Raw genomic sequence first — 22258 nt, 5'->3', positions numbered from 1 at the left:
ATCGAAAATGATTTTTAAGAGAGAGTTTAAGCGAAATTTAAAATCATTGATCATTTGGAGCATCGTGCTCAGCGGGCTTATTTTATTGACGTTAAGTATTTATCCTCAGTTTGCCGAGCAGCAAAAAGAAATGACCAAACTCCTTGAGGCCTATCCGGAATCGATTAAAAAAGCGTTCGGAATGAATGAGTTAAACATGGGAGATTTGATGGGTTTTTACGGGGTAGAAATTTATATGATGACCACCCTGTTAGGAAGCATATACTCGGCAATCTTTGCATCCAATATTCTGGCCAAAGAAGAAAATGAAAAAACGATTGAATTTTTGTTGTCAAAGCCTGTCACAAGAAGCCGAATCGTAACAGAAAAACTTCTGGCCGTTTTGGTAAATATTTTGATTTTTAACGTAGTTTCAGCCGTAGCAAGCATCATTGGATTTCAATTTGCAAAAGACCCGGATGTTCCGACAGACACATTTAGTTTATTAATCGCCGCAACGATATTGCTTCATTTGACGTTCGGTGCAATTGCGTTTATGTTGTCGTCGATGATGAAAAAAACAAGAAACATCCTTTCGATCTCACTGGGGATTGTCCTAGCTGCCTACTTTATGAATGTGATGGCAGGGATATCGGAAGACTTAGAGTTCCTAAAATATATAAGCCCGTTTAAATATGTGGACGCCGCCTCCATTATTAATGATAACGAGATTGAGCCTTTGTATATCTTTATTATGGCTGCGGTTATTTTGATTAGTATCTTCGCTTCATATATGGTATATAAAAAGAAAGATATTGCAGTCTAATGAAATTAGAGGTGTTAAAATTGTATTCAGCATTTGAAAAGCAGCCTAAAGAGAAAAAAGACTTGATCATCAAAGTGGCCATCGAGGAATTTGTGAAGAATGGTTATGAAAAGACCTCTACAGATGTTATTACGAGACGGGCGGGAATTTCCAAGGGAATACTTTTTCATTATTTTAAGAGCAAGAAAAACTTATACCTTTATTTAGTGAATTATGTGAAGGACTTTCTGACGGAACTAGCAATGGAAGAAATGGAAAAAATCCAATCTGATGATTTCTTTGAAAGGATCAAAGAAATCGTCCTGTTGAAACAAAAACTAACGGTTCAGTATCTCCAAGAAACTCAGTTTATTACGGATGCCTTTACTAATCCTCCAGTGGCAGTAAAGAAGGAAATGGAAGAAATTATTAAGAAACATTACGAAGCTTATCAGGAAGATTTTTTGCTGAAGCATGTCTATATTAAAGATCTGATCCAAACGGAAAAACTTAGAGAGGATATTTCCGTGGATACCGTGATCCGCATGACCATGTTGATTGCCGAACAGCTGTCTAATAAGTATATGGCTATATACAAAAATAAGCAAATGGATGTCATGAGTGGTGTGGAGTCTTTGATAAGGGAACTGAATGAATATCTTAAGATTATTAAATATGGAATCTATAAACCAGAATAGAGTTTTTGATTTCTTTTCCCGTGGCGTTTTGCTACGGGATTTTTGCATATTATTAATGTTACACAAGTATAATTTTAAGATTTATTTAAAATTATTTAAAAATAAGACATTATCAAAGTGTATTGCACAATAGATGAATATGTTGTAATCTTTTATTTGTTTTATATAACGAAATACAACCGCTCATCTTCTTATCTAGAGAGGCGGAGGGACTGGCCCGAAGAAGTCTCGGCAGCGGACTCGTTTTCGAGTGCTGTGCCAAATCCAGCAAGCATTGTGCTTGAAAGATAAGAAGGGTTTCTTATATAGATACGTATAAGGCCTCTTCTTATGTTCAGATAAGAAGAGGCCTTTTCTCTAAGTGGAAAGCTCCTTCAAAAAAACATAAAATGAGGTGGAAAGAGTGGAGTTAAGAAAAGGCAATCTATTTGCGTTATTTCCGTTTGTGATCTTTTTAGTGTTGTTCATTGGTGCAGGCGTGGTTACAGGCGATTTTTATAAATTTCCAGTCATTGTAGCAATTTTGATTGCGGCAAGTATTTCGTTGATGATGAATCGGAAAGAGTCTTTAACGAAGAAAGTGGAAGTGTTCACAAAAGGGGCTGGAAATGCCGATGTCATGTTAATGGTCATCATTTTCTTATTAGCAGGAGCATTTTCGGAAGTAACTAAAAAAATGGGGGCTGTTGAATCAACGGTTAATTTGGCTCTTTCCGTTGTTCCGCAAAATTTATTAATAGCCGGTTTATTTGTCATTGGATGTTTTATCTCCATTTCGATGGGAACGTCCATGGGAACGATTGTAGCGTTAGCGCCGATTGGAGTCGGAATTAGTGAACAAACCGATATTTCTTTGGCATTATCTATGGCAGCTGTCATTGGCGGTGCTATGTTTGGAGATAACCTATCTTTTATCTCTGATACAACGATTGCGGCAGTTCGTACACAAAATACAAGAATGAAAGAAAAGTTTAAGGTGAACTTTTTCATTGTTTTACCAGCGGCAATCATCACCATCGTTCTTTTCTGGGCCATTACTGCTGGAGAGCAAGCGGAAATTACGAATCAATCTTTTAATTGGATGAAAATTTTACCTTACCTTGGTGTATTAATAACAGCATTAATGGGCGTTAATGTACTAGTCGTGTTAGCAGGCGGTATTTTATTAGCAGGAATCATCGGTCTTCTTGATGGAAGCTACAGTGCAATGGGCCTCATTCAAGCCATCGGTGACGGGGTCGCCGGAATGCAGGAATTGTCATTGCTTGCGATCTTAATTTCCGGTATGGTGGAAGTCATTAAACATAACGGTGGAATCGATTATTTACTTCAATTAGTAACAAGAAATGTAAAGTCAAAAAAAGGGGCACAATTCGGCATCGCGGGATTAGTGAGCTTAACAAATCTTTCAACAGCAAACAATACGATCTCCATTTTAATTGCTGGTCCACTTGCAAAAAACATTGCTGATCAATATGACATTGATCCGCGTAAATCTGCCAGCATATTGGATATTTTCTCATGCTGTTTCCAGGGGCTCATCCCATATGGTGCGCAAATGCTTGTGGCAGCAGGTGTTGCTTCCATTTCACCATTAAGTATTTTGCAGTATTCGTTCTACCCATTCTTAATTGGAGTTTGTGGCATGATCGCGATTGTGTTTGACTTTCCAAAATTAAAAACACAAAAAGAAGTAAAGGCAGACTTACAAGCGAATAAAGCGGTATAAAGGAAAGGGGCTGACTCAAAGCATCCCTTGGAGCGATGTTGAGTCAGCTTTCATTTTCACCAAATGGAGCGATTCTATTTTTTATGATCGAAAAAAGAGTATATTAGTGAATAATTTTGCAAAGTTGAAATCTTTCTTTAATAAGCTGGTTGACTTGTTCAACATTAAACATTTCTAATATAATTTATGAATATTTCACAAAAATAAATTAAGAGAAGAGAGTAATAAAAAATAGGTTCATCACCAAATTTTGTGATTTAGTGATAAAAAAGAGAAAGCATTAACGAAATCCTGGCAATAATGTCAGCGATGAAACAAACATAAGGAGGCTTCGCAAGTGCTTTCTATATCACTAGGATTGCCAGAATTCAAATTGTTAAACAAGAACTTCTTTCCTATGGTTATGCGATTCATGTGGAGAAAACAGAGACACAAGAACGTTGTCCACATTGTGGGTTTCTTACTTCCACTGTCCATGACAGACGGACACGAAAAGTACGGGATTTAGCGATTTTCCGTCAACCGGTGTACTTGTTCGTAGAGGTGAAGCGTTATCGATGCTGGAATTGTTTCCAAGTGTTTTCTGCCTCTTTCGAATCGATTCCACCAAACCAACATTACACCAATCATGTTGCGAGTACTTGTATGAACTTTGTGAAGGCTGAAAGCACCGTATCCCATATACGACATTGGAACGCATTTATTACTCCATCGCATCGAAAAAAGCAAAAGAGCGCCAAGCAGCGATGGAGGCCTCTTCTCCAGAAGGGATGGTGCTTAGCTTAGATGAAACCGCGGTAAAAAAGGGACATCAGTATGAAACCGTATTGATGGATGCCAAAGCAGGATCGGTCATGGGATTGCATGCCGACCGCCAATGTGACTCCGCCATCAACTTGTTGAATCAAAACGTCCTGTCGAAAGAAATGGTGCAAACCGTGATTCTTGACATGTGGGAACCCTATCACAAGGCGGTTCGTGCTCTGTTTCCATCTGCTTCGATTGTGATCGATAAGTACCATGTGGTTCAAAAGGTGACACAAGCCCTGGATCAAGCGAGAAGGAATTCTCCTCATTGAAAAAGGCTAGATTCCTTCTATATAAAAGGCTACTCGAATGGAGGGAACGAATCACAAGATCAAAAACATCAAACGCCGGGCATTGGCTATCGAAATCGAGAACGGTTTCGTTTGCGTGTATTTCTGGAGTGTACAGGGAACACTACAGGCAGTCAGGCTGCCTAAGCTCTCACTTCTTCCGCTATCGGTATGATAGTTGGTAGAATGGAACCTGTCAAGGAAAGCACTTGACTGTTTCCATTCTACCAACTTGGTGGTCCGTATGCGGAAGAAGGAGCCCATCGGATGAACCTGTTTCATCCAGCTAACATGTTTCTAGGATTGAGTAAATGGTGAATTACCCATTTTTTTATGTTGTTCCAACCTTCCTGTCACAATATTAGATTTGGAAAATGCGTATTGCTGAACGGCCTTTCCCTGATGGAATATCGAGAAAAGTCCATGGCATCATAATATACTCTTTTTCATTGTCTACTTGACAGGGGTATGTGCTTTAATTTTAGATTATAAAAAGTTTTGTTTCATCACCCAAAAAATTGATGGCAAAATTTGCTGTTTTTTGTTTAAGTATATATTTCAAATAGTGGATTAACCAAGTATAATTTGATTAGAATTTTCTAAATAAAATGAAAACTAAAAATATTCTTACCTACAAAAATACTTTTCTATGGACATCCGAAAAAATGATACCGCTTTCAATTGAAAATTAATCTAATGTGAGGGGGGAATGGAATTGATCAAAACATCTAATGGTGAAGAAATTTTTATTATTGATGCACACATTGCCTTATGGGATGGAAGTAAGGAGAATCAATTAAATATCCACGGAGAACAATTTATTAGTTGCTTTTATGATTATCACAAAAATCTAAGTCCGAAAGAATATTGGTGGCCTAAAGATGAGTTCGTAAAGTATTCTCCAGAAAAACTTGTGAATGATGTGTTTATTGAAGGATATGTGGATATGGCGATTTTCCAACCAGTTCTTCTAAAAGAGTTTTATAAAAATGGTTTTGGTAATTTTGATGCAAATGAGGAACTTTCAAAAAAGTACCCTAATCGTTTTATTTGCAATGGAACATTCGATCCCCGACATGGTGAACGAGGTTTAGAAAAATTAGAAGAAAATAAAGAAAAATACAACTGGCAAGGTGTCAAGTTATATACAGCTGATTGGTACGGTAATTCAAAGGGCTATAAACTATCTGATGACTGGTCAAAAAGATATCTTGAAAAATGCCAAGAGCTGGGGATAAGAAATATTCATATTCATAAGGGTCCAACGATCACTCCTTTAAATCGGGATGCATTTGACGTAGCAGATGTTGATGATGCAGCAAGTTGTTTCCCTGAACTTAACTTTATTGTAGAACACGTAGGGCTTCCAAGATTAGAAGATTTTTGTTGGATTGCTACACAAGAGAAAAATGTCTATGCAGGTTTGGCAGTTGCCATTGCTTTAATTCATACTCGACCTCGTTATTTTGCTCAAATTATTAGTGAATTGTTGTACTGGCTTGATGAAGACCGAATCATTTTTGGAAGTGATTATGCTATATGGGAACCGAAGTGGATCATTGAAAAGTTTCTTGAATTTGAACTTCCAGAAGATATACAAGAAGAAACTGGAGTTACATTTGATTTGGAAGTTAAGAAAAAGATTTTAGCAGGAAATGTAGCGAGATTGTATAACATTGATATCGAAGAGCAAAAACAAAAGTTAAAAAATTGCAAACTATCTAGACAAACAGCATAACTGATAATCCATTGAATGGGGGGTGCATCGAAGTTAATGGATGAAGAAAAGCAAGTGTATAGCATGCTTGAAAAAGTGTATGATCCTGAACTGGACCAGCCGTTAACAGAGTTGGGATTTATCGACCATGTTGTAATTAAAGACAATCATGTTGAAGTAGTCATTCGTCTTCCAACTTATTGGTGTTCTCCTAACTTTGCATACATCATGGCTGAAGATATAAGGAAATATGTGTCTGAGTTAGAATGGGTAAAAACGGTTCAAGTTCATTTACTGGATCATTGTGCATCCGATGAAATTAATCACGGAGCATCAGCAGGAAAATCATTTAGCGAAGTCTTCGGCGCTTTATCTGACGGAGACCTCGAAGAATTGCGTAAAATATTTGATATAAAAGCTTACTATGCAAGGCAAGAGAAACTTATTAAGTATCTTCTAAATAGGGGTATGACAAAGAAAGAGATCACGTCCTTATCTCTTCAAGAATTAAATGAACTGCCCCTGCCCGAAGAAGGGAAGTTGTTAAGAGAAAAGTATTTGGAGAAGAAAAAAGTATTAAATCACTCAAGTATATTGGCCATAACAACTCCAGAAGATAAACCATTGTCTGAAGAAGAGTTTTCGGATTACTTGCAAGGCGCCAAGCTGACACGGTTGAGTATGGAGTTTAATGCCCATTATTGCCGGGGATTATTAGAGACACGATATAATTTGCCTAATGCCCATGAAGGCGGTTTGGTAAAATGATTCATTATTTTAACAGTCTGCAAATAATTTAATTAATAATATAAAAGGAAAGGTGATGTAAGATGAGTAAAAATGTTCTTATTATTACTGGTGATGCTGCTGAAGCATTAGAAGTGTTTTATCCTTATTATCGTTGTATTGAAGAAAATATTAATTGTACAATTGCCTCTCCTGTTAAAAAGAAGCTTCAGACAGTTGTTCATGATTTTCTTCCTGAAATGGAGACTTTTACAGAAAAATGGGCATATAAAATCGAATCTCATGCATCAGTAGATGAGATTAATCCTGCCGACTATGATGGATTAATTATTCCAGGAGGGCGTGCGCCTGAATATATTCGTATGAATCCAAAAGTTCAGGAAATTGCTGCTCACTTTTTAAAAGAAAATAAACCTCTTGGGGTTATCTGTCATGGACAATTAGTCTTAACAACTGTAAGAGAATATATTAAAGGAAGAGAGATGACGGCTTACACTGCTTGTAGACCAGAAGTGGAAGCAGCAGGCGCTATTTATGTGGAAAAAATGCTTCATGTTGATGGAAACATTGTATCAGGGCATGCTTGGCCGGATTTACCGGGATTCATGAGAGAATTCTTTAAATTGTTGAATATAAGAGAAAAAGCTTCTGTTTAAATAATAAAAAGGCTGATGTATCCGAAATGTACCCCGAATATCAGATACTTTAAAAAGGTCCGATATTCGGGATTTTTGTTTCATTATGAAAAAAATACGTTTACAATCGAATCAAAGGTGTGAGCGGAGGAGATCAAATGAGCAAGGATTATTTTTAATGAAGTTTGTTTAATGAGGCAATTTGAGAGAATAATCAGAATGTCGAACATGTGTCCGAATGTTCGATTGCCTTATCATCTACAAGTCCAAATATTATTGTGTAAATTCCCCTTTGATAGACACCGCGGAATCGATGGCTTGACCTATTAATAGGTAAGTCCGGCAAGTCTCCCTACCGGCTACCTCACCGAACAACATTTGCCGATGTCCTCCTCATTCACTCCCGTGGCGATCAAAACAGCTCTGGAGTGCACTCGTCCATTCTCCTGGACATTTGTATAATTTGCATAAATGGTATCCACCAGTACAAACGGATATACGTGTTCATGCAAGGAATGGAAATTCCAGTCCTGGATAATCGGATCTAGCTCCTTGTACAGCTAGGAGACCATGAACTTGGAAAACGAAGTCCCGCACAACTCCTTGGTGATTTGCGTCACCTTTCGCGTAACCACCCGTTACCACCATTTCCATTCGTGTCAGTACTAGAGCTTGTTCACTCCGTTGATATCGTCTAAACAGTTCGATGGAGAACTCCCCACCTCTCATGGAATGCGCAAGGTCAACCGCTACCCGGTGGCGTCAGCACCCGTTTCGAATCGTCTTTTTGTCCTTCCGTACGCTTATAACGGCGTGCTTCAGCTATTCTTCAACTTGCGTCTTGAGAATTTGATTCGGGAATTGTTCCAACAGTTTAGATGATCCTTCACTCTGATGTTTGTGAAGCCAATCGTTCTCATTATGGATGAAATGGGATGCTTAAAACTGGCCCCGAACAGCGCACATTACTTATTTCAGGTGATCGCCCGTCGGTACGAATATGTCCTGATTATCCTAATCTCCAACAAAAGCTTTGGAGAATGGAGAAATCGTGGGAGATTCAGTTCTTGCGACGGCGATGTTAGATCGATTACTACATCATTCCATCATTTTCAACCTAAAGGAGGAAAGCTATCGATTACGGGAAAAGAGGCTCCAAGAAGAAAAACAGAAGGATCAATGAGGTCCTTCTGGGGAGTTTTAAACCGGGGATTTTGGGGAAAAAATAATCGGCCTTGATATTACACAATTATGCGGACTTAATTATTCAAAGAATTCAATAACATTAATGATATATAAAATATTACAATTCCTTCTGTTGTTTTAGGGTTAATTCCTGTTAGCTCTTTGATTTTATTTAAACGGTAGTGCAGTGTATTAATATGGATATTCATTTCCTCTGCAGTTCTTTTGATCGATTGATTATTGTTAATATAGTGTTGTAAAGTTTCGACTAGAATTTGGTCTTTTTCAATCGTATGAATCGTTCGTTTTAAAAAATCCTTTTGTATCTCTGTTGGAATATCTTCCAAGATGATTTCTAATATGAGATCCTCATAAAATACAATGCCTTTATTTTTTCGAGCTACCTTTAATGCTTTTTGTGCTTCTTTAAAAGATTTATTGATCATGTGTTTGCAAACTGTTTTTCCTACACCAATAGCTAAAGCGCTTTTGTATCTGCTTTCGAATCTTTTTTTAAAATCATTTAACTGACTGTAAAAATAATTTTGTTTATAAGAAGCATCCATCTTTTTTAATGTTAAAAAGCGCTCTTGCCCCCATCGGACAATAAAATGTTTTTCTTTCCCGAAAATAGCATAAAACAACTCTATGATTTCTTTTTGAATTCGATGAATGTCGTAATCATTTAATGTTTGTATCTCTAATTCCATGAGTGTACAAATATGAGCGTCATACACAGGAATTCCTAACATAAACCCGCGCTCTAAAAAATCTTTATCTACAGATGAAGCGTTGATCCATTCATAAAGATACGATTCTATTCCTCTTATTTCCCATTCGTTTCTTTCGGTATAATACGCTTCTTGTATAATGAGTTCTGTCATTCTTCTAATTAAGTCTGCATAAGGCTCCACTTGTTTCGGTTCGCCAGTTATTCCTATAACCCCTATTACTTTCTTATTAAACATAATGGGCATATTGATTCCTGCTTTGACGCCTTTAAGCACTCGTGCTTTGACTTGATCAATGTAAAGCTTTTGTTTGGACTTAATAACAATCATAGCTCCTTCATGAAAAGAACCAATTCTACTTTCGTCAGTAGAGGATATAATGGTCCCATTAATATCAACTAATATGATATCCTCTTTGACTACTTCCTGAACCTCTGAAATAATTTTAGAAGCTAGCTTTGGGGACAAATGCATTTCGTATCACCACCTTTTTGGTCTAAAAAACAATAAAAAAGGTATTTTTTGTATTTTAATTATATCATCATACATAGATAATATGACCTTCATTCTTTATAATAAAACGAAAATGATAAAAGTGAGGGGTTTTAATGATTACTCCTGATGTGAAGAATCGATTAATAAATATTGTGGGGGAAGAAAATTTTGAAGATTCTGAAGTAGAAAGGTTAGTATATTCATATGATGCTACTCCTAATTTTCAATCGATTCCGGACGCGGTAATTTCACCTAGAAATACAGAAGAAGTATCTAAAATACTTCAATTGTGTAATGAATATAAAATACCAATTGTTCCGCGAGGCTCGGGTACTAACTTAAGCGCTGGTACTTGTCCTGTTGAAGGGGGAATTGTTCTTCTATTTAAACATATGAACAAAATTTTAGAGATCGATGAGGAAAACTTAACCGTCACTTGTCAACCAGGAGTCATCACACTTGATTTAATCAAAGCGGTGGAACAAAAAGGCTTGTTTTACCCTCCAGACCCAAGCTCAATGAAAATATCAACAATTGGAGGTAATATAAGCGAAAATTCTGGTGGGTTAAGAGGACTTAAATATGGAGTAACTCGTGATTATGTATTGGCTTTAGAGGTAGTTCTTCCTAATGGAGAAATTGTTCGAACAGGAGGAAAACTAGCTAAAGATGTAGCAGGGTATGATTTAACGCGATTATTTGTAGGTTCTGAAGGCACTTTAGGAGTGATTACAGAAGCAACATTGAAGCTTATCCCACTACCTGAGTCAAAAAAGACAATGCTCGCTTTATTTCAAAATTTAGAAGCTGCTGCGCGTTCCGTATCGAAAATTATTGCGAATAAAGTAATCCCGGCAACCTTAGAGTTTTTAGATCAGCCTACGTTAAAAGTAGTGGAGGAATATTCACAAATCGGTCTCCCAACAGATGTGCAAGCTGTATTACTTATTGAACAAGATGGAACCCCTGAAAATGTGAATAAAGATATGAAGATCATAGAAGAAATATGCAGAAGTGAAAATGCTGTATCTGTACAAATTGCCCAGTCTGAAGAAGAAGCCGAAGCTTTACGAACAGCGAGACGTACCGCTTTGTCCGCTTTAGCCAGACTGGCACCAACAACCATTTTAGAAGATGCTACTGTTCCAAGATCAGAAATTGCAAAAATGGTCAAAGCCATTAATGAAATAGCCAAAAAATATAATGTAAAAATATGCACGTTTGGTCATGCGGGAGACGGAAACCTTCATCCTACATGTACGACAGATATTCGTAATAAAGATGAGATGGAACGAGTGGAAAAAGCTTTTGCTGAAATATTTGAAAAGGCCATTGAACTTGGAGGAACAATTACTGGAGAACATGGAGTAGGAGCCATGAAAGCGCCTTATTTAGAATGGAAATTAGGAAAATCTGGAATCAGTGTGATGAAATCGATAAAAGATGCATTAGATCCCAACAATATTATGAATCCTGGGAAATTATTCGCAAAAGATACACGAAAACGTGTGGTGATATCAAAATGATGACGGAATCAGAAAAACAAAATATTCAAAAAGCATTCAAGGAACGTATGGACGAAGATGAGCTATTAAATTGTATGAAATGCGGTTTTTGTTTACCATCTTGTCCAACATACATTGTATCTGGGTATAAAGAAAGCCAATCACCAAGAGGAAGAATTTCTTTAATGAAGGCAGTATATGATGGGGTCATTCAACCAGATGATGAATTTGAGAAGTCTTTAAACTTATGTTTAGGATGTCGTGCGTGTGAGATAGTATGTCCATCAGGTGTGAATTATGGACATTTATTAGAAGAAGCAAGAGACATAATAAACCAAAATAAAAAACATTCTTTACCTGTGCGAGCAGTTCGAAATGCGGTTTTTAAACAACTATTTCTTAAGAAAAGTAATTTAATAAACATAACTAGCTTAGTTGGATTTTATCAAAGATCTGGACTTCAAAAAGTGGCACGTAAAATAGGATTCATGAAACTATTTCATGATCATCTCAGGGAGATGGAAAAAATATTGCCTGATGTTCCTAAGAGAAAAACATTGAAACAGCGATCTGAATATATACCGCCGAAAGTGACGAAAAAAGCAACTGTTGCTTTCTTTTCCGGATGTTTAATGGATACGTTGTTTCTCGAAACTAATAACGCCACGATTCAATTATTACAAAAAGCTGGGTGTGAAATAGTTATTCCCAAAACACAAGCATGTTGCGGTGCTTTACATGGTCATAGTGGAGAAAAAGAACTAGCGAAAGAACTAGCGAAACAAAATATTGAAGCATTTGAAAAAAGCAATGTCGAATTTATTATTACAAACGCAGGTGGATGCGGTGCTTTCTTGATTGAATATGACCATTTATTAAAAGATGATCCACAATGGTCAGAGCGTGCTAAAAAATTTGTTGCAAAAATAAAAGACATTACTGCAATTTTATTTGAGCTTAATTTTCACAAAAAATATCGTCTTTCTCTCCCTGATCAAATCGTAACATATCAAGATTCTTGTCATTTAAGAAACGTCATGAAAACTTCGAAAGCTCCCAGAGAATTACTTCGTTCAATTAAAGGAGTAACATTCATAGAAATGGAAAATGCTGATAGTTGTTGCGGATCTGCAGGTATATATAACATTGTCGAACCGAAAACATCCATGAAAATTTTAGATCATAAAATGGAAAAAATGAAGGAAACAAAAGCAACGACAGTAGTAACAGCAAATCCAGGGTGTTTAATGCAAATGAAGCTTGGAATTGAAAGAGAAGGACTAAAAGATGTAAAAGCTGTTCATATTGTTGATCTATTGTTAGAAGCAACGAAATAACAAACAATAAGTAATATGTTTTATATAATTTGAAATTTGAAGTTTTGTTGTTGAAATTGTTCCAATTTTTAATACCAAGCCGTAGTCTTTGGTCCGGGAGGATTATGTGTAATGGTGAAGTCATTTCAGGTGTTTTTCTTAATTGAAAACTTCCTTTATTAGAGTTTCAAATTAAACATCAAAAAAGAAAAGCAACGAAATGTTTCGAGCGTGTATTCCGTTATTTCAAGCACCGCCAAGATATCATTACAGTTGGCAGAACATAAAGCTTTAACGATGAATGAAATGGCCAAGCGTTTCCGTTTATTCCAGACCTCATTCTAATTATTGGAAGATTTTGCTTGAGGAGTTAGCTAGTAAAGGTCAAGCGCTGCTATTTGTTTTCGTTTGATTATGCAGTCCGGCTGCTTAAGCAGCCTCATTCTCTTCGTAGAACGAGAATACCTTTTATGACTTCAAGCCGATCGATGATTCGATCGGCTTATCATATATCGAAGACTCAACGCATGAATACATTCGTTAGCGTTTCCGCTTGTGAGATGATCGAACCACAGCCAAAATGGTGGCTTCACCACGTAAACAAGTCATGATTGCTCCGCTAAAAAATAAATCTTTTTCACTTTCTCTTTAAACTGTTCAACATGAACAAATCTTGCCTCTCGTAAAACTTCTTTTCCATCGACATATAAAATCAAAACAGGTGCGGTAAATATGGAAAGGTGTCCTGCTATGTTTGGGACATCATCGGCGTTGACAAAGGCCATCTGAATTTTTGGAAATTCCGCCATGACTTTTTTCACTTTTGGCAGCAACGCATGACAAACACCGCAATTTGTTTTCGAGATGTATAAAAATGCTAAATGATGGTTGCTTACGAACTGCTCGATTTCTTCTATGGAAAATAGTTCATTCATTGCATTCAAAGTTCATTTCGTCTCCTTCCATGCTGATTTCCAACAACATTATACTACAGTAAGCTGCAAGAATTCTTATTTCTGATATACTGCAGTCATCTGCTCTGATATTGTTGAAAAGGAGGAGAGCGGCTGTTTGGTTTTTGCTATTCGATTGAACATGCATTTAACCAGTGAAAGAGCATGGGTTAGAGTAGCCTCGTAGATATGGATTTCATCGCTGTTTATTGCACGCGCCATTATGGGTAAATTTTGAGTTTTTGCTTTGCAACACTTTGATTATAGAAGAATTGTAGAATCAGAGATACAGGTGCTCACTGGCGATGCCATATACACGTTATCTTGAGGCAAGTGCTGATTGTGTGGTTCACATCGAGTTTATTCATCCGCTTGTTCTTCCTCTGTATCGGTGCGAGTGAGGAATTCGTCCGCTGATTGTTGTAACGCCGGAGAATTCGTGATAATGTCCCCCGCCTGGAAGTGGAATAGCCGGTCCGGTAACGCCTCTTATCTCATGCCTATGCCCATCATCGAAGGATGTAAATGTAAAATAACGGTGTGTATGTGGAACACCGCTTGGCGCGGGTTCTGTCACGCCAACATATTGATGTCTATGGCCCGCGTCATAAGAAGTAACCCCGGAGAATTGGTGGACATGCACAGGTCTGCCATCCCAAGTAGTAATATACAGGTTATGGGAGTGATGTGTGTCCGAATCATCGGAATGAACTAAATATCCGCTAACAGGTATCTCCATCGTTTTTCCCCTTCATTCATTTTCCGTATATCATATGATGATGGTCGTCTAGATGTTATGGGGGAGTATTGTCTGCCAAACAAAAGAAGAAAGCATAGAAAATGAATTTAAATCTATCAAAACTGATTGTCCAACTCAATCCGTTTTTTTGGCATCATACCAATTTTCAATGCTACAATATAGAAAAACAGCCGGAATGGACTAGGTCGCATGCTTTAAACACCGACAACATCCTAAGTCTATAGTCGCTTCATTCTGATGGTGAAAAATAGCAAACTAGTTCACGGATAAACCACCAACCCCTTGATATGTGGCGGAGGTGTTTTGGCGTGAATAGTCGGCGGGAGGATGTCAAAGAAATGTGGAAGCGCTTTATTTTTGAAAATGAACTAGATGAAAAGCTTTCCCCCATTGTCAAAGACTCATGGATTCGATCAAAAAAATGGAAGGTAGATCCTTTTCAGCCATATGGCCATATAAAAAAAATCGAAATAGAACGGTATAGAAATCTTATTGATTGGTCCATGCCATTAATGGAAGGACTCTATTCCATCGTAAAGGGATCCGGATTTTTAGTCATCCTTTGCAACGAAGAAGGACAGCTATTAAAATCAATTGGTGATCCCGATACACTAGAAATGGCTGCTAAAATCGGCTTTGTCGAGGGAGCTGATTGGAGCGAACAAACCATGGGCACCAATGCAATTGGAACATCCATTGTTATCGATCAGCCTGTACAAATATTTGCTGAGGAACATTATTCGCAAATATGTCAATCATGGACTTGTTCCGCAGCCCCGATTCATGATTCCAAAGGCAACATTATCGGAGTATTAAATGTCTCCGGCCCATATGAAAAGGTGCATCCTCATACGTTGGGCATGGTGGTTTCAGCAGTCAAAGCTATTGAGTATCAGTTGAAATTAAATGAAAATACGGAAAAAAATATCATGATGCAAAGGTTTCTTGAAGCGACAACCAATAATATGAAAGAGGGTATCTTAATTATTGATACAGAAGGAAAAATTATAAAAGCCAATGATCAGCTGAAGAAACTTCTTTGTCTCGATCAATCGCATCTAGAAGGGAAAAAGATCAACGAAATTTTTACAAATAAATCTATTGTTTCGAATAAGCCTGTCTATCTGCAAAACAAGGAACTCCATTTAAAAGTGAAGCCATCAGGAAATATCCATCATGTAATGATCGATAAAATCCCCATTTATAAAGACAAACGTTGGATTGGTTCGATGATCATGCTGAAAGAAATCGAAAAAGTGCGCCAATTTGTCAATTGTTTATCCGGAAATCAGGCAAAAATAACGTTTGATGATATTATCGGACAGCATCCGCATTTCATTCAAAAACTAAATGAAGCCAAACTTGCCGCAGCAACCGATTCCAACGTTTTAATATTAGGGGAAAGCGGAACGGGAAAAGAAATGTTCGCACAAGCCATCCATAACGCGAGCAAGAGAAAAAACAAACCGTTTATTGCCATCAATTGCGGCGGAATTCCTCGCGATCTTCTCGGCAGTGAACTGTTCGGCTATGTGGAAGGGGCTTTTACGGGAGCCAAAAAAGGAGGAAGCGCTGGAAAATTTGAACTTGCTGACGGCGGCACGCTCTTTTTAGATGAAATTGGTGAAATGTCTCTGGAAATGCAGGTCCTTCTTTTACGAGTCATCCAGGAAAAAGAAGTGATGCGGATCGGCGGCCATAAAGTGATACCAGTGGATGTCCGAATTATTGCAGCCACAAATAAAAATCTCCGCGAGGAAGTCCAAAAGGGAAGTTTCAGGGAAGATTTGTTCTTTCGTCTCAATGTCATGCCGATCACTCTGCCTCCTTTGCGGGAAAGAAAAGAAGATATACCGCTTCTTGTCCATCACTTTGTCGGTAAACTTTGCAAAAAATTAAACAAGCCGTTTCCAGAAATCAGACCAGACTTTTTAGAAGCTCTCATTCAGTACGACTGGCCAGGGAATATTCGGGAATTGCAAAATATACTAGAAAGAACGTTAAACCGAAATACAAAACCAATTTTATCTGCAAAAGATTTACCAGAAGAAGTGTTTCAAATGTTTCCAGGGCAAAAAAGGGAGGAGATGTCGTTACATAGGGATGAGATCAAAAAACAATCTATTATCCAGGCATTACGTTTATGTAACGGGAATATCACGAAAGCAGCCAAACATTTAGGGATTTCCAGAAGCACTTTTTATCGGCAAATGAAAAAATTTAATATTTCCTATTAAGTAAATAATTGTTTCATTTTGTATCAAATTGTATCAGCATGTCGCAACAAAGTGTTCCAAAATGGGACACTTTATTTTTTTACTAAAAAACTATTAGCAGAATCTACATCTCATAGAAAACTTCTAGATTTTTTTGATAGAACGATGAAACTGATCAATTTTATAGATTTTCTTCCTCTCATCCGCCTATGTTGGCACGTTTTTTGCACCTTAATATAGATGAAAACGTTTTATTTTTAATGAAGGAGGAGAGCAAGTTGACGACGATTTCTTTGGATCATCTTACTTGGATGTACGAAACAATGTACAAAATTCGTTATTACGAGGATAAAATGGCAGAAGCTTATGCCGAAGGAAAGAACCCTGTCTTTAATATCGGTGCAGGGCCTGTACCGGGCGAAATGCATCTGGCAACGGGACAAGAACCGGCTGCTGTCGGTATATGTGTTCATCTAAAGAAAGAAGATACGGTAACGTCTCCGCACCGTCCGCACCATCACGCGATCGCCAAAGGAGTAGATTTAAATAGAATGACCGCTGAAATCTTTGGCAAAGTGACCGGACTCGGAAAAGGCAAAGGCGGCCATATGCACTTATTTGATCCGGATGTCAAATTTTCCTGCGGGGGAATTGTCGGAGCGGGCATTCCGCATGCACTTGGGGCAGCGCTTGCCGCAAAGAAAAAAGGAACGGATTGGGTAGCGGTTGCTTTTATTGGGGAAGGAGCGGCCAATCAAGGGGCTTTCCATGAATCTTTAAATATGGCGGCACTATGGAATTTGCCTCTTATTGTCGTGATTGAAAACAATCAATACGGAATTTCGGTCCCTAAATCCGCATCTACATCGGTTCCATCCAATGATATAAGAGCTGTCGCTTATGGAATTAAAGGATATTATGTGAAAGATAATGATCCGTTCGAAATGTACCATGTTTCAAAAGAAGCAGTGGAACGAGCGAGAAAGGGAGAAGGGCCGTCGATTATTGAAATTGAAACTTACCGTTATTTAGGGCATTTCCAAGGAGATCCGGAAGTTTACAGAGATAAAAATGAAGTTACTTTACTAAGAGAAAAAGACCCAATTGTTCGCATGCGCCAAATTTTAATTAAAGAATACGGAATAGAAGAACAACAGCTGATCGAATTGGAAAATAAGGCGAAGCAAGAAGTCGAAGCTGCTTATCAATTCGCGCGCGAAAGCGATTATCCTGAACCGGAAGATGCTTTAAAAGATCTGTTTGTCTAAATCACTATAGAAAGGGGTCATCAAAATGCAAAAAACAAAGCAACGCTTATTAACAGGAAATAAAGCGATTGCAGAAGCGATTAGATTAGAAATGGAAAGAGATCCAAATGTGTTTGTCATGGGAGAGGATGTCGGTGTATATGGAGGCATATTCGGGGCAACAGAAGGATTATTTCAACAGTTCGGTCCTGAAAGGGTGATCGATACACCGATTTCTGAAACGGCATTTATCGGTGCTGCCATTGGAGCCGCTGCAGAAGGAATGCGGCCGATTGTTGAATTAATGTTCGTTGATTTCTTCGGCGTCTGTATGGACCAAATTTATAACCATATGGCAAAAATCCCGTACATGTCAGGAGGCCGGGTTAAGCTGCCAATGGTGTTGATGACAGCCGTTGGTGGAGGATACAGCGACGCTGCCCAGCATTCGCAAACATTATATGCCACTTTTGCGCACCTTCCGGGAATGAAAGTGGTAGCGCCATCCACTCCGTATGATTTAAAAGGAATGATGATTTCCGCCATCCGGGATGATAATCCAGTTGTCTTTATGTTCCATAAGACATTGCAAGGACTAGGATGGATGGATCAATTGGATGCATCCGTCGGCCATGTTCCGGAAGAAGCGTACACCGTGCCAATCGGCAAGGCAAAAGTAGTAAGAGAAGGGACAGACATTACGATTGTAGGCATCCAAATGACAACCCATCACGCTTTAGAAGCTGCGAAAAGGCTAGAACAACATGGCATTCAGGCGGAAGTCATTGATTTGCGCTCTCTCGTTCCTTTAGACCGTGAAACGATCCTTCAGTCGATTAAAAAGACGCATCGTTTGCTGGTAGTTGATGAAGATTACTTATCATACGGCATGACGGCAGAAATTGCCGCAATCGCTGCCGAAGAAGGTTTATATGATTTGGATGCACCGGTCAGAAGATTGGCCGTTCCAGACGTGCCAATTCCATACAGTCGTCCGCTTGAACAATTTGTCTTGCCAAATGCAGACAAAATTTTTAACGAAGCAATGAAACTAGTAAATGAATAAAATCGATTTTCCAATACAGGAGGTAGCCATGTTAATCGAAGTAAAATTACCTCGACTATCCGATACTCATGATGAAAGTTTGATCACCTTCTGGCACGTTTTAGAAGGTGATTCCGTAGAAAAAAACGATACGCTCGTTGAAGTTCAGACAGAAAAAGCTGTTTCGGAAATTGAAGCTCCGGAGTCAGGCGTTGTAAAAGAAATCCGGAAAAAAAGAGGCGAGACTGCGGCCGTTGGGGAAGTATTGGCCGTCATTGAAACAGCATCTTCCACAGAGGAACAACCAAAAGTGGCGCAAGAGGTTCCGGTGGAGAGAAAAGCTACTCCGCGTGTAAAAAAATTAGCCAAAGAACTTGGGGTCGATTGGCGCCTTGTCACTCCGACCGGACCTAACGGCAAAGTCACGGAAGAAGACATCCGAAACGCGGCAAAGCAAAGCGAAGATGAAAAACAACCAAACCGGTTTGTAAAAGCGGCACCATCTGTACGCAAATTTGCGAGAGAACACAATGTGAACCTTGATGAAGTGACACCAACTGGACCAAATGGAAGAATACTAAAAAGCGATGTCGAGGCTGTCATTGCCAAACGAAAATTAGAACAAACAGAAGCGGAGAAAGAAGCGGCAGCCGGCAAGGAAACAACGCAAAAAGAGACGATCACGCAAAGTCAACGAAGAATCCCGCTTACTGGCATTCGAAAAGTGATTGCAAACGCCATGGTTCATTCAAAATCGGTGATTCCGCATGTGACTCATTTTGATGAGGCCAATGTAACCAATCTTGTGGCTCATCGCCAAAGAGTAAAACCATTTGCAGATGAAGAGGGAATTAAACTTACCTATTTAGCATACGTGGTCAAAGCGTTAACAGCTGTGTTAAAAAAATATCCGATGTTAAATGCTTCATTGGACGATGAACGAGAAGAAATTATCTTAAAAGATGAATATCATATCGGCTTTGCCGCCGACACCGACCGCGGCCTTGTCGTTCCGGTGATTAAACACGCAGATCAAAAGCCATTGTTCCAAATCGCCAAAGAAATTCAAGAGCTAGCGAAAAAAGCAAGAGACGGTTCCATCAAAGCGGATGAAATGACAGGATCCACATGTACGATATCGAACATCGGATCAGCGGATGGTTCCTGGTTCACGCCGATTATTAATCATCCAGAATCATGTATTTTAGGCATCGGCAGAGTGGAGAAAAAACCTGTCGTCATCAATGATTCCATTGAAATCGCCTCGATGATGGCTTTATCACTCAGCTACGACCATCGGTTAATCGATGGCGTTTTAGCGCAAAAAGCTTTAAACGAACTGAAAAAATATTTAAGCGAACCAGATTTGTTATTTGTAATATAAAAATCTTGGCAAACAGAATGGTTTCAAGTAAAAATAGGCCCTGGGGAATTCCCCAGGGTTTTTGTTTGCTTTTCACCTTTTGAGAAGTTCAAAAGGAATTGAGAGTGCAAGACAATTATTAGCAAGAGATATAATGGAGTTAAGAAGAGTATATCCAGACATTCCTAATTCTCAACTTCGAAAATTAATTGAATTAAATAAACAATTGTATCCAGAGATGGGAAGGAGATGAGATATATGAATAAAGAAGAGTTTGTTAAACTTTTACATCAGTCAATTATAAAAGAAAATCGTAATTTTTATCGAGATATATTCAATAATACTGATATTAATGAAGTTACAGACCCCTATTGGAAAGAAGCATTGATGTTTTATTCAGAACTATCAGATAAAAATAAAGAAATATTATTTAAAATAATCGAACAAGTAGAAGTGGATGCTATATCTAATATTTTAGGGATGTTAGATGGGGTAGTATCAATAGGAGGGGAGGATATTGAGTTTAAAGTGACAATTAACGATAATAATGAACCAATTAATGGAGATTTACAAGACCTATTTTTAGAGTATGATGAAGAGAATAGGTAATAAGTTTAGAGATACGATTTTTGTATTTGCTAAAATACCATTTAAAAGTAATTTGTGAATTTGTGTTTTTGGCAAGTAGGAAATCATTATAATTAAAGAAAATTAATTATAAAAGAAATATAAGATAAAATAACACATTTTTGGGAGGATATTATGACTTTTGAAGAACTAGCAAAAAATAAACCAACAGTAGAATGGAAACAAAGAATGGATGAAGATGATGACCTTTTTACCAACGAAAATATCAATGCAACTAATGAGGTTCTTGATTCTTACATCAACAACTTAAAAAAACTTGGAGATAAGCCGACGGAGGAAAACATACTTGAATGTGTTAAAGAAGTGGTAATTAGATTAAATGAAGTAAATGACAAATATGATTATTTTATTGAAACAATGGAGAGAGAAGAACTATGTGAGTTTATTACTGAAGCTGCGCGTATAGCTGGCTTAGAATCCGAAGAAGACATAACTGAAGAATGGAGAGAATGGTAAAAGAAACCATATTACCTATTTCATAAAAGGGTGCAAGAGTCGAAGATCCAGCTGCCATAATTGGCGGCTTTTTCAATTAGTATTATTCGATTTAAATCGCCTATGTTTAGGTATCATTCCAGATTTATTAGATAAACCAATTATTCGTGATTGTTATGCTATTTGTAAAGGAAACTCATCTACACATTGTGGATATTTCCAAGTTAATTTAAAATATCTTCTTCAACTCCCATAAGAACAAAATTTCTCCTATAATCTGTGGTGCCGTGAAGTGCGGAAGGTGGCTAACGGATGCGATGCTTGAAATAAGGGGCATCGCCTTTGTTATTTAACTAACGGACAGCAATTTTGAAGAAGGAAATTATAATGGTTTAGTAAATTAACTTATTGTAGATAGAAGGTGATTAATGTTATGAAATATTCACACAAGGATTTTTCACCAAATTTGTTATCAAAGATTAAAGAAATGGAACAAGCTCTAAAAGAACATATTGAATTATTATTGGAAAAGTATAAACCTGTATTCGCAGAACAAAATTTGGATTTTGATATAGAACTTGTTATAGAAGGAGAAAATCATTTTGTTCCGGGGTACAATTCCTCTGTTGTTATGGGAATATCAAAAAAAGATGAACTACTTGATTTATATGTGCTTCCAATTTGGAAGTGTGAACGAACATTTCTTGGTTTGCCTACTTCCAGGAATATACCTGGCTGTAGGGTTGTAGGAGAATTAATTGATGAATCAATAGAAAAAGTTTTAGAGGAATTGAAGGAATATATTGAAGAAATATGGAAAGATGATGTACGTGACCATACTCTTTAACTAATGGATATGTCAGGTAAATTTAAAAGGGAAATATGGTGTTATAGAATGTTGGCCCTTTGTAGCAAAAATAACTGTTAATGAAGAGATGGTAATATGGAAAGA

At 37.7% G+C, this 22258-nt stretch carries 18 protein-coding genes, 3 pseudogenes and 1 riboswitch; of the genes and pseudogenes, 17 read left to right on the top strand and 4 right to left on the bottom strand.

The window, feature by feature from the left end:
* Positions 1 to 7 precede the first annotated feature (7 nt).
* From QSJ37_RS04120 to QSJ37_RS04085, 7 genes and pseudogenes are all read left to right on the top strand, one after another.
* Positions 8 to 805 carry an ABC transporter permease subunit gene (locus tag QSJ37_RS04120; RefSeq protein ID WP_062755319.1) on the top strand — a complete coding sequence of 266 codons (798 nt, stop codon included), beginning with the start codon at positions 8 to 10 and terminating at the stop codon, positions 803 to 805.
* Positions 805 to 1482 (top strand): TetR/AcrR family transcriptional regulator, encoded by a 678-nt coding sequence (locus QSJ37_RS04115; RefSeq protein ID WP_309217973.1) that lies wholly within the window; start codon positions 805 to 807, stop codon positions 1480 to 1482. The genes QSJ37_RS04120 and QSJ37_RS04115 overlap by 1 nt, the downstream gene beginning before the upstream one ends.
* 188 nt (positions 1483 to 1670) lie before the next feature.
* Positions 1671 to 1776, top strand: a riboswitch (SAM riboswitch).
* Positions 1777 to 1885: 109 nt separating this feature from the next.
* Positions 1886 to 3211 (top strand): Na+/H+ antiporter NhaC family protein, encoded by a 1326-nt coding sequence (locus QSJ37_RS04110; protein WP_285753949.1) that lies wholly within the window; start codon positions 1886 to 1888, stop codon positions 3209 to 3211.
* A gap of 337 nt (positions 3212 to 3548) precedes the next feature.
* A pseudogene (locus QSJ37_RS17925) lies at positions 3549 to 4455 on the top strand (transposase).
* 562 nt (positions 4456 to 5017) lie between these two features.
* Positions 5018 to 6046 (top strand): amidohydrolase family protein, encoded by a 1029-nt coding sequence (locus tag QSJ37_RS04095; protein ID WP_245842339.1) that lies wholly within the window; start codon positions 5018 to 5020, stop codon positions 6044 to 6046.
* Positions 6047 to 6082: 36 nt separating this feature from the next.
* Positions 6083 to 6793 (top strand): iron-sulfur cluster assembly protein, encoded by a 711-nt coding sequence (locus tag QSJ37_RS04090; protein WP_285753941.1) that lies wholly within the window; start codon positions 6083 to 6085, stop codon positions 6791 to 6793.
* Between the two features lie 62 nt (positions 6794 to 6855).
* Entirely contained in the window at positions 6856 to 7428 is a 573-nt protein-coding gene (locus QSJ37_RS04085) for a DJ-1/PfpI family protein (protein WP_089097447.1), read from the top strand.
* A gap of 368 nt (positions 7429 to 7796) precedes the next feature.
* Here the strand turns inward: QSJ37_RS04085 and QSJ37_RS18030 are convergent.
* Positions 7797 to 8334, bottom strand: a pseudogene (locus tag QSJ37_RS18030) (transposase); the annotation flags it as partial.
* On the opposite strand from QSJ37_RS18030, the pseudogene QSJ37_RS04075 reads away from it, so the two are divergent.
* Positions 8302 to 8590, top strand: a pseudogene (locus tag QSJ37_RS04075) (ATP-binding protein); the annotation flags it as partial. The pseudogenes QSJ37_RS18030 and QSJ37_RS04075 sit on opposite strands and share 33 nt — an antisense overlap.
* A 76-nt stretch (positions 8591 to 8666) precedes the next feature.
* Here QSJ37_RS04075 and QSJ37_RS04070 read toward each other — a convergent pair.
* On the bottom strand, positions 8667 to 9797 hold the full coding sequence (locus QSJ37_RS04070) for a CdaR family transcriptional regulator (RefSeq protein ID WP_285753935.1): 1131 nt from the start codon (positions 9795 to 9797) through the stop codon (positions 8667 to 8669).
* A gap of 134 nt (positions 9798 to 9931) precedes the next feature.
* On the opposite strand from QSJ37_RS04070, the gene glcD reads away from it, so the two are divergent.
* Complete coding sequence (glcD, locus tag QSJ37_RS04065; protein WP_285753933.1) at positions 9932 to 11344, top strand: glycolate oxidase subunit GlcD; 1413 nt, start codon at positions 9932 to 9934, stop codon at positions 11342 to 11344.
* Positions 11344 to 12660, top strand: coding sequence for a (Fe-S)-binding protein (locus tag QSJ37_RS04060; RefSeq protein WP_089098297.1), 1317 nt, complete (start codon positions 11344 to 11346; stop codon positions 12658 to 12660). The genes glcD and QSJ37_RS04060 overlap by 1 nt, the downstream gene beginning before the upstream one ends.
* Before the next feature lie 584 nt (positions 12661 to 13244).
* On the opposite strand, the gene QSJ37_RS04055 is transcribed toward QSJ37_RS04060, so the two are convergent.
* Together QSJ37_RS04055 and QSJ37_RS04050 are read right to left on the bottom strand one after the other, a co-directional pair.
* A complete protein-coding gene (locus QSJ37_RS04055) occupies positions 13245 to 13574 on the bottom strand; it encodes a thioredoxin family protein (protein ID WP_062755459.1) in 330 nt (109 codons plus the stop codon).
* 382 nt (positions 13575 to 13956) lie between these two features.
* On the bottom strand, positions 13957 to 14331 hold the full coding sequence (locus QSJ37_RS04050) for a YmaF family protein (RefSeq protein ID WP_285753931.1): 375 nt from the start codon (positions 14329 to 14331) through the stop codon (positions 13957 to 13959).
* Between the two features lie 329 nt (positions 14332 to 14660).
* Between QSJ37_RS04050 and QSJ37_RS04045 the strand changes: the two genes are divergently transcribed.
* The 7 genes from QSJ37_RS04045 to QSJ37_RS04015 all read left to right on the top strand — a co-directional run bounded on the left by QSJ37_RS04045 (position 14661) and on the right by QSJ37_RS04015 (position 22153).
* Positions 14661 to 16589: a sigma-54-dependent Fis family transcriptional regulator gene (locus QSJ37_RS04045; protein WP_285753929.1), complete on the top strand. Its 1929-nt coding sequence runs from the start codon at positions 14661 to 14663 to the stop codon at positions 16587 to 16589.
* 239 nt (positions 16590 to 16828) lie between these two features.
* Positions 16829 to 17836 (top strand): thiamine pyrophosphate-dependent dehydrogenase E1 component subunit alpha, encoded by a 1008-nt coding sequence (locus tag QSJ37_RS04040; protein WP_081189685.1) that lies wholly within the window; start codon positions 16829 to 16831, stop codon positions 17834 to 17836.
* A 25-nt stretch (positions 17837 to 17861) separates the two neighbouring features.
* A complete protein-coding gene (locus QSJ37_RS04035; RefSeq protein ID WP_285753927.1) occupies positions 17862 to 18881 on the top strand; it encodes an alpha-ketoacid dehydrogenase subunit beta in 1020 nt (339 codons plus the stop codon).
* A gap of 28 nt (positions 18882 to 18909) precedes the next feature.
* The gene (locus QSJ37_RS04030; protein ID WP_285753925.1) at positions 18910 to 20244 is read left to right on the top strand and encodes a dihydrolipoamide acetyltransferase family protein; all 1335 of its coding nucleotides are present in this window, start codon (positions 18910 to 18912) and stop codon (positions 20242 to 20244) included.
* A gap of 237 nt (positions 20245 to 20481) precedes the next feature.
* Positions 20482 to 20832 carry a transposase gene (locus QSJ37_RS04025; protein WP_285753923.1) on the top strand — a complete coding sequence of 117 codons (351 nt, stop codon included), beginning with the start codon at positions 20482 to 20484 and terminating at the stop codon, positions 20830 to 20832.
* 153 nt (positions 20833 to 20985) lie between these two features.
* Positions 20986 to 21327 (top strand): hypothetical protein, encoded by a 342-nt coding sequence (locus tag QSJ37_RS04020; RefSeq protein ID WP_285753921.1) that lies wholly within the window; start codon positions 20986 to 20988, stop codon positions 21325 to 21327.
* A gap of 412 nt (positions 21328 to 21739) precedes the next feature.
* Positions 21740 to 22153: a hypothetical protein gene (locus QSJ37_RS04015; RefSeq protein ID WP_285753919.1), complete on the top strand. Its 414-nt coding sequence runs from the start codon at positions 21740 to 21742 to the stop codon at positions 22151 to 22153.
* Positions 22154 to 22258 lie beyond the last annotated feature (105 nt).

Origin of the sequence: Parageobacillus sp. G301 (assembly GCF_030268025.1) — a bacterium.
Classification (GTDB): Bacteria; Bacillota; Bacilli; order Bacillales; family Anoxybacillaceae; genus Parageobacillus_B; species Parageobacillus_B toebii.
Note: the sequence above shows the minus strand (reverse complement) of the source record. Positions and strands in the feature narration are given on the sequence as shown.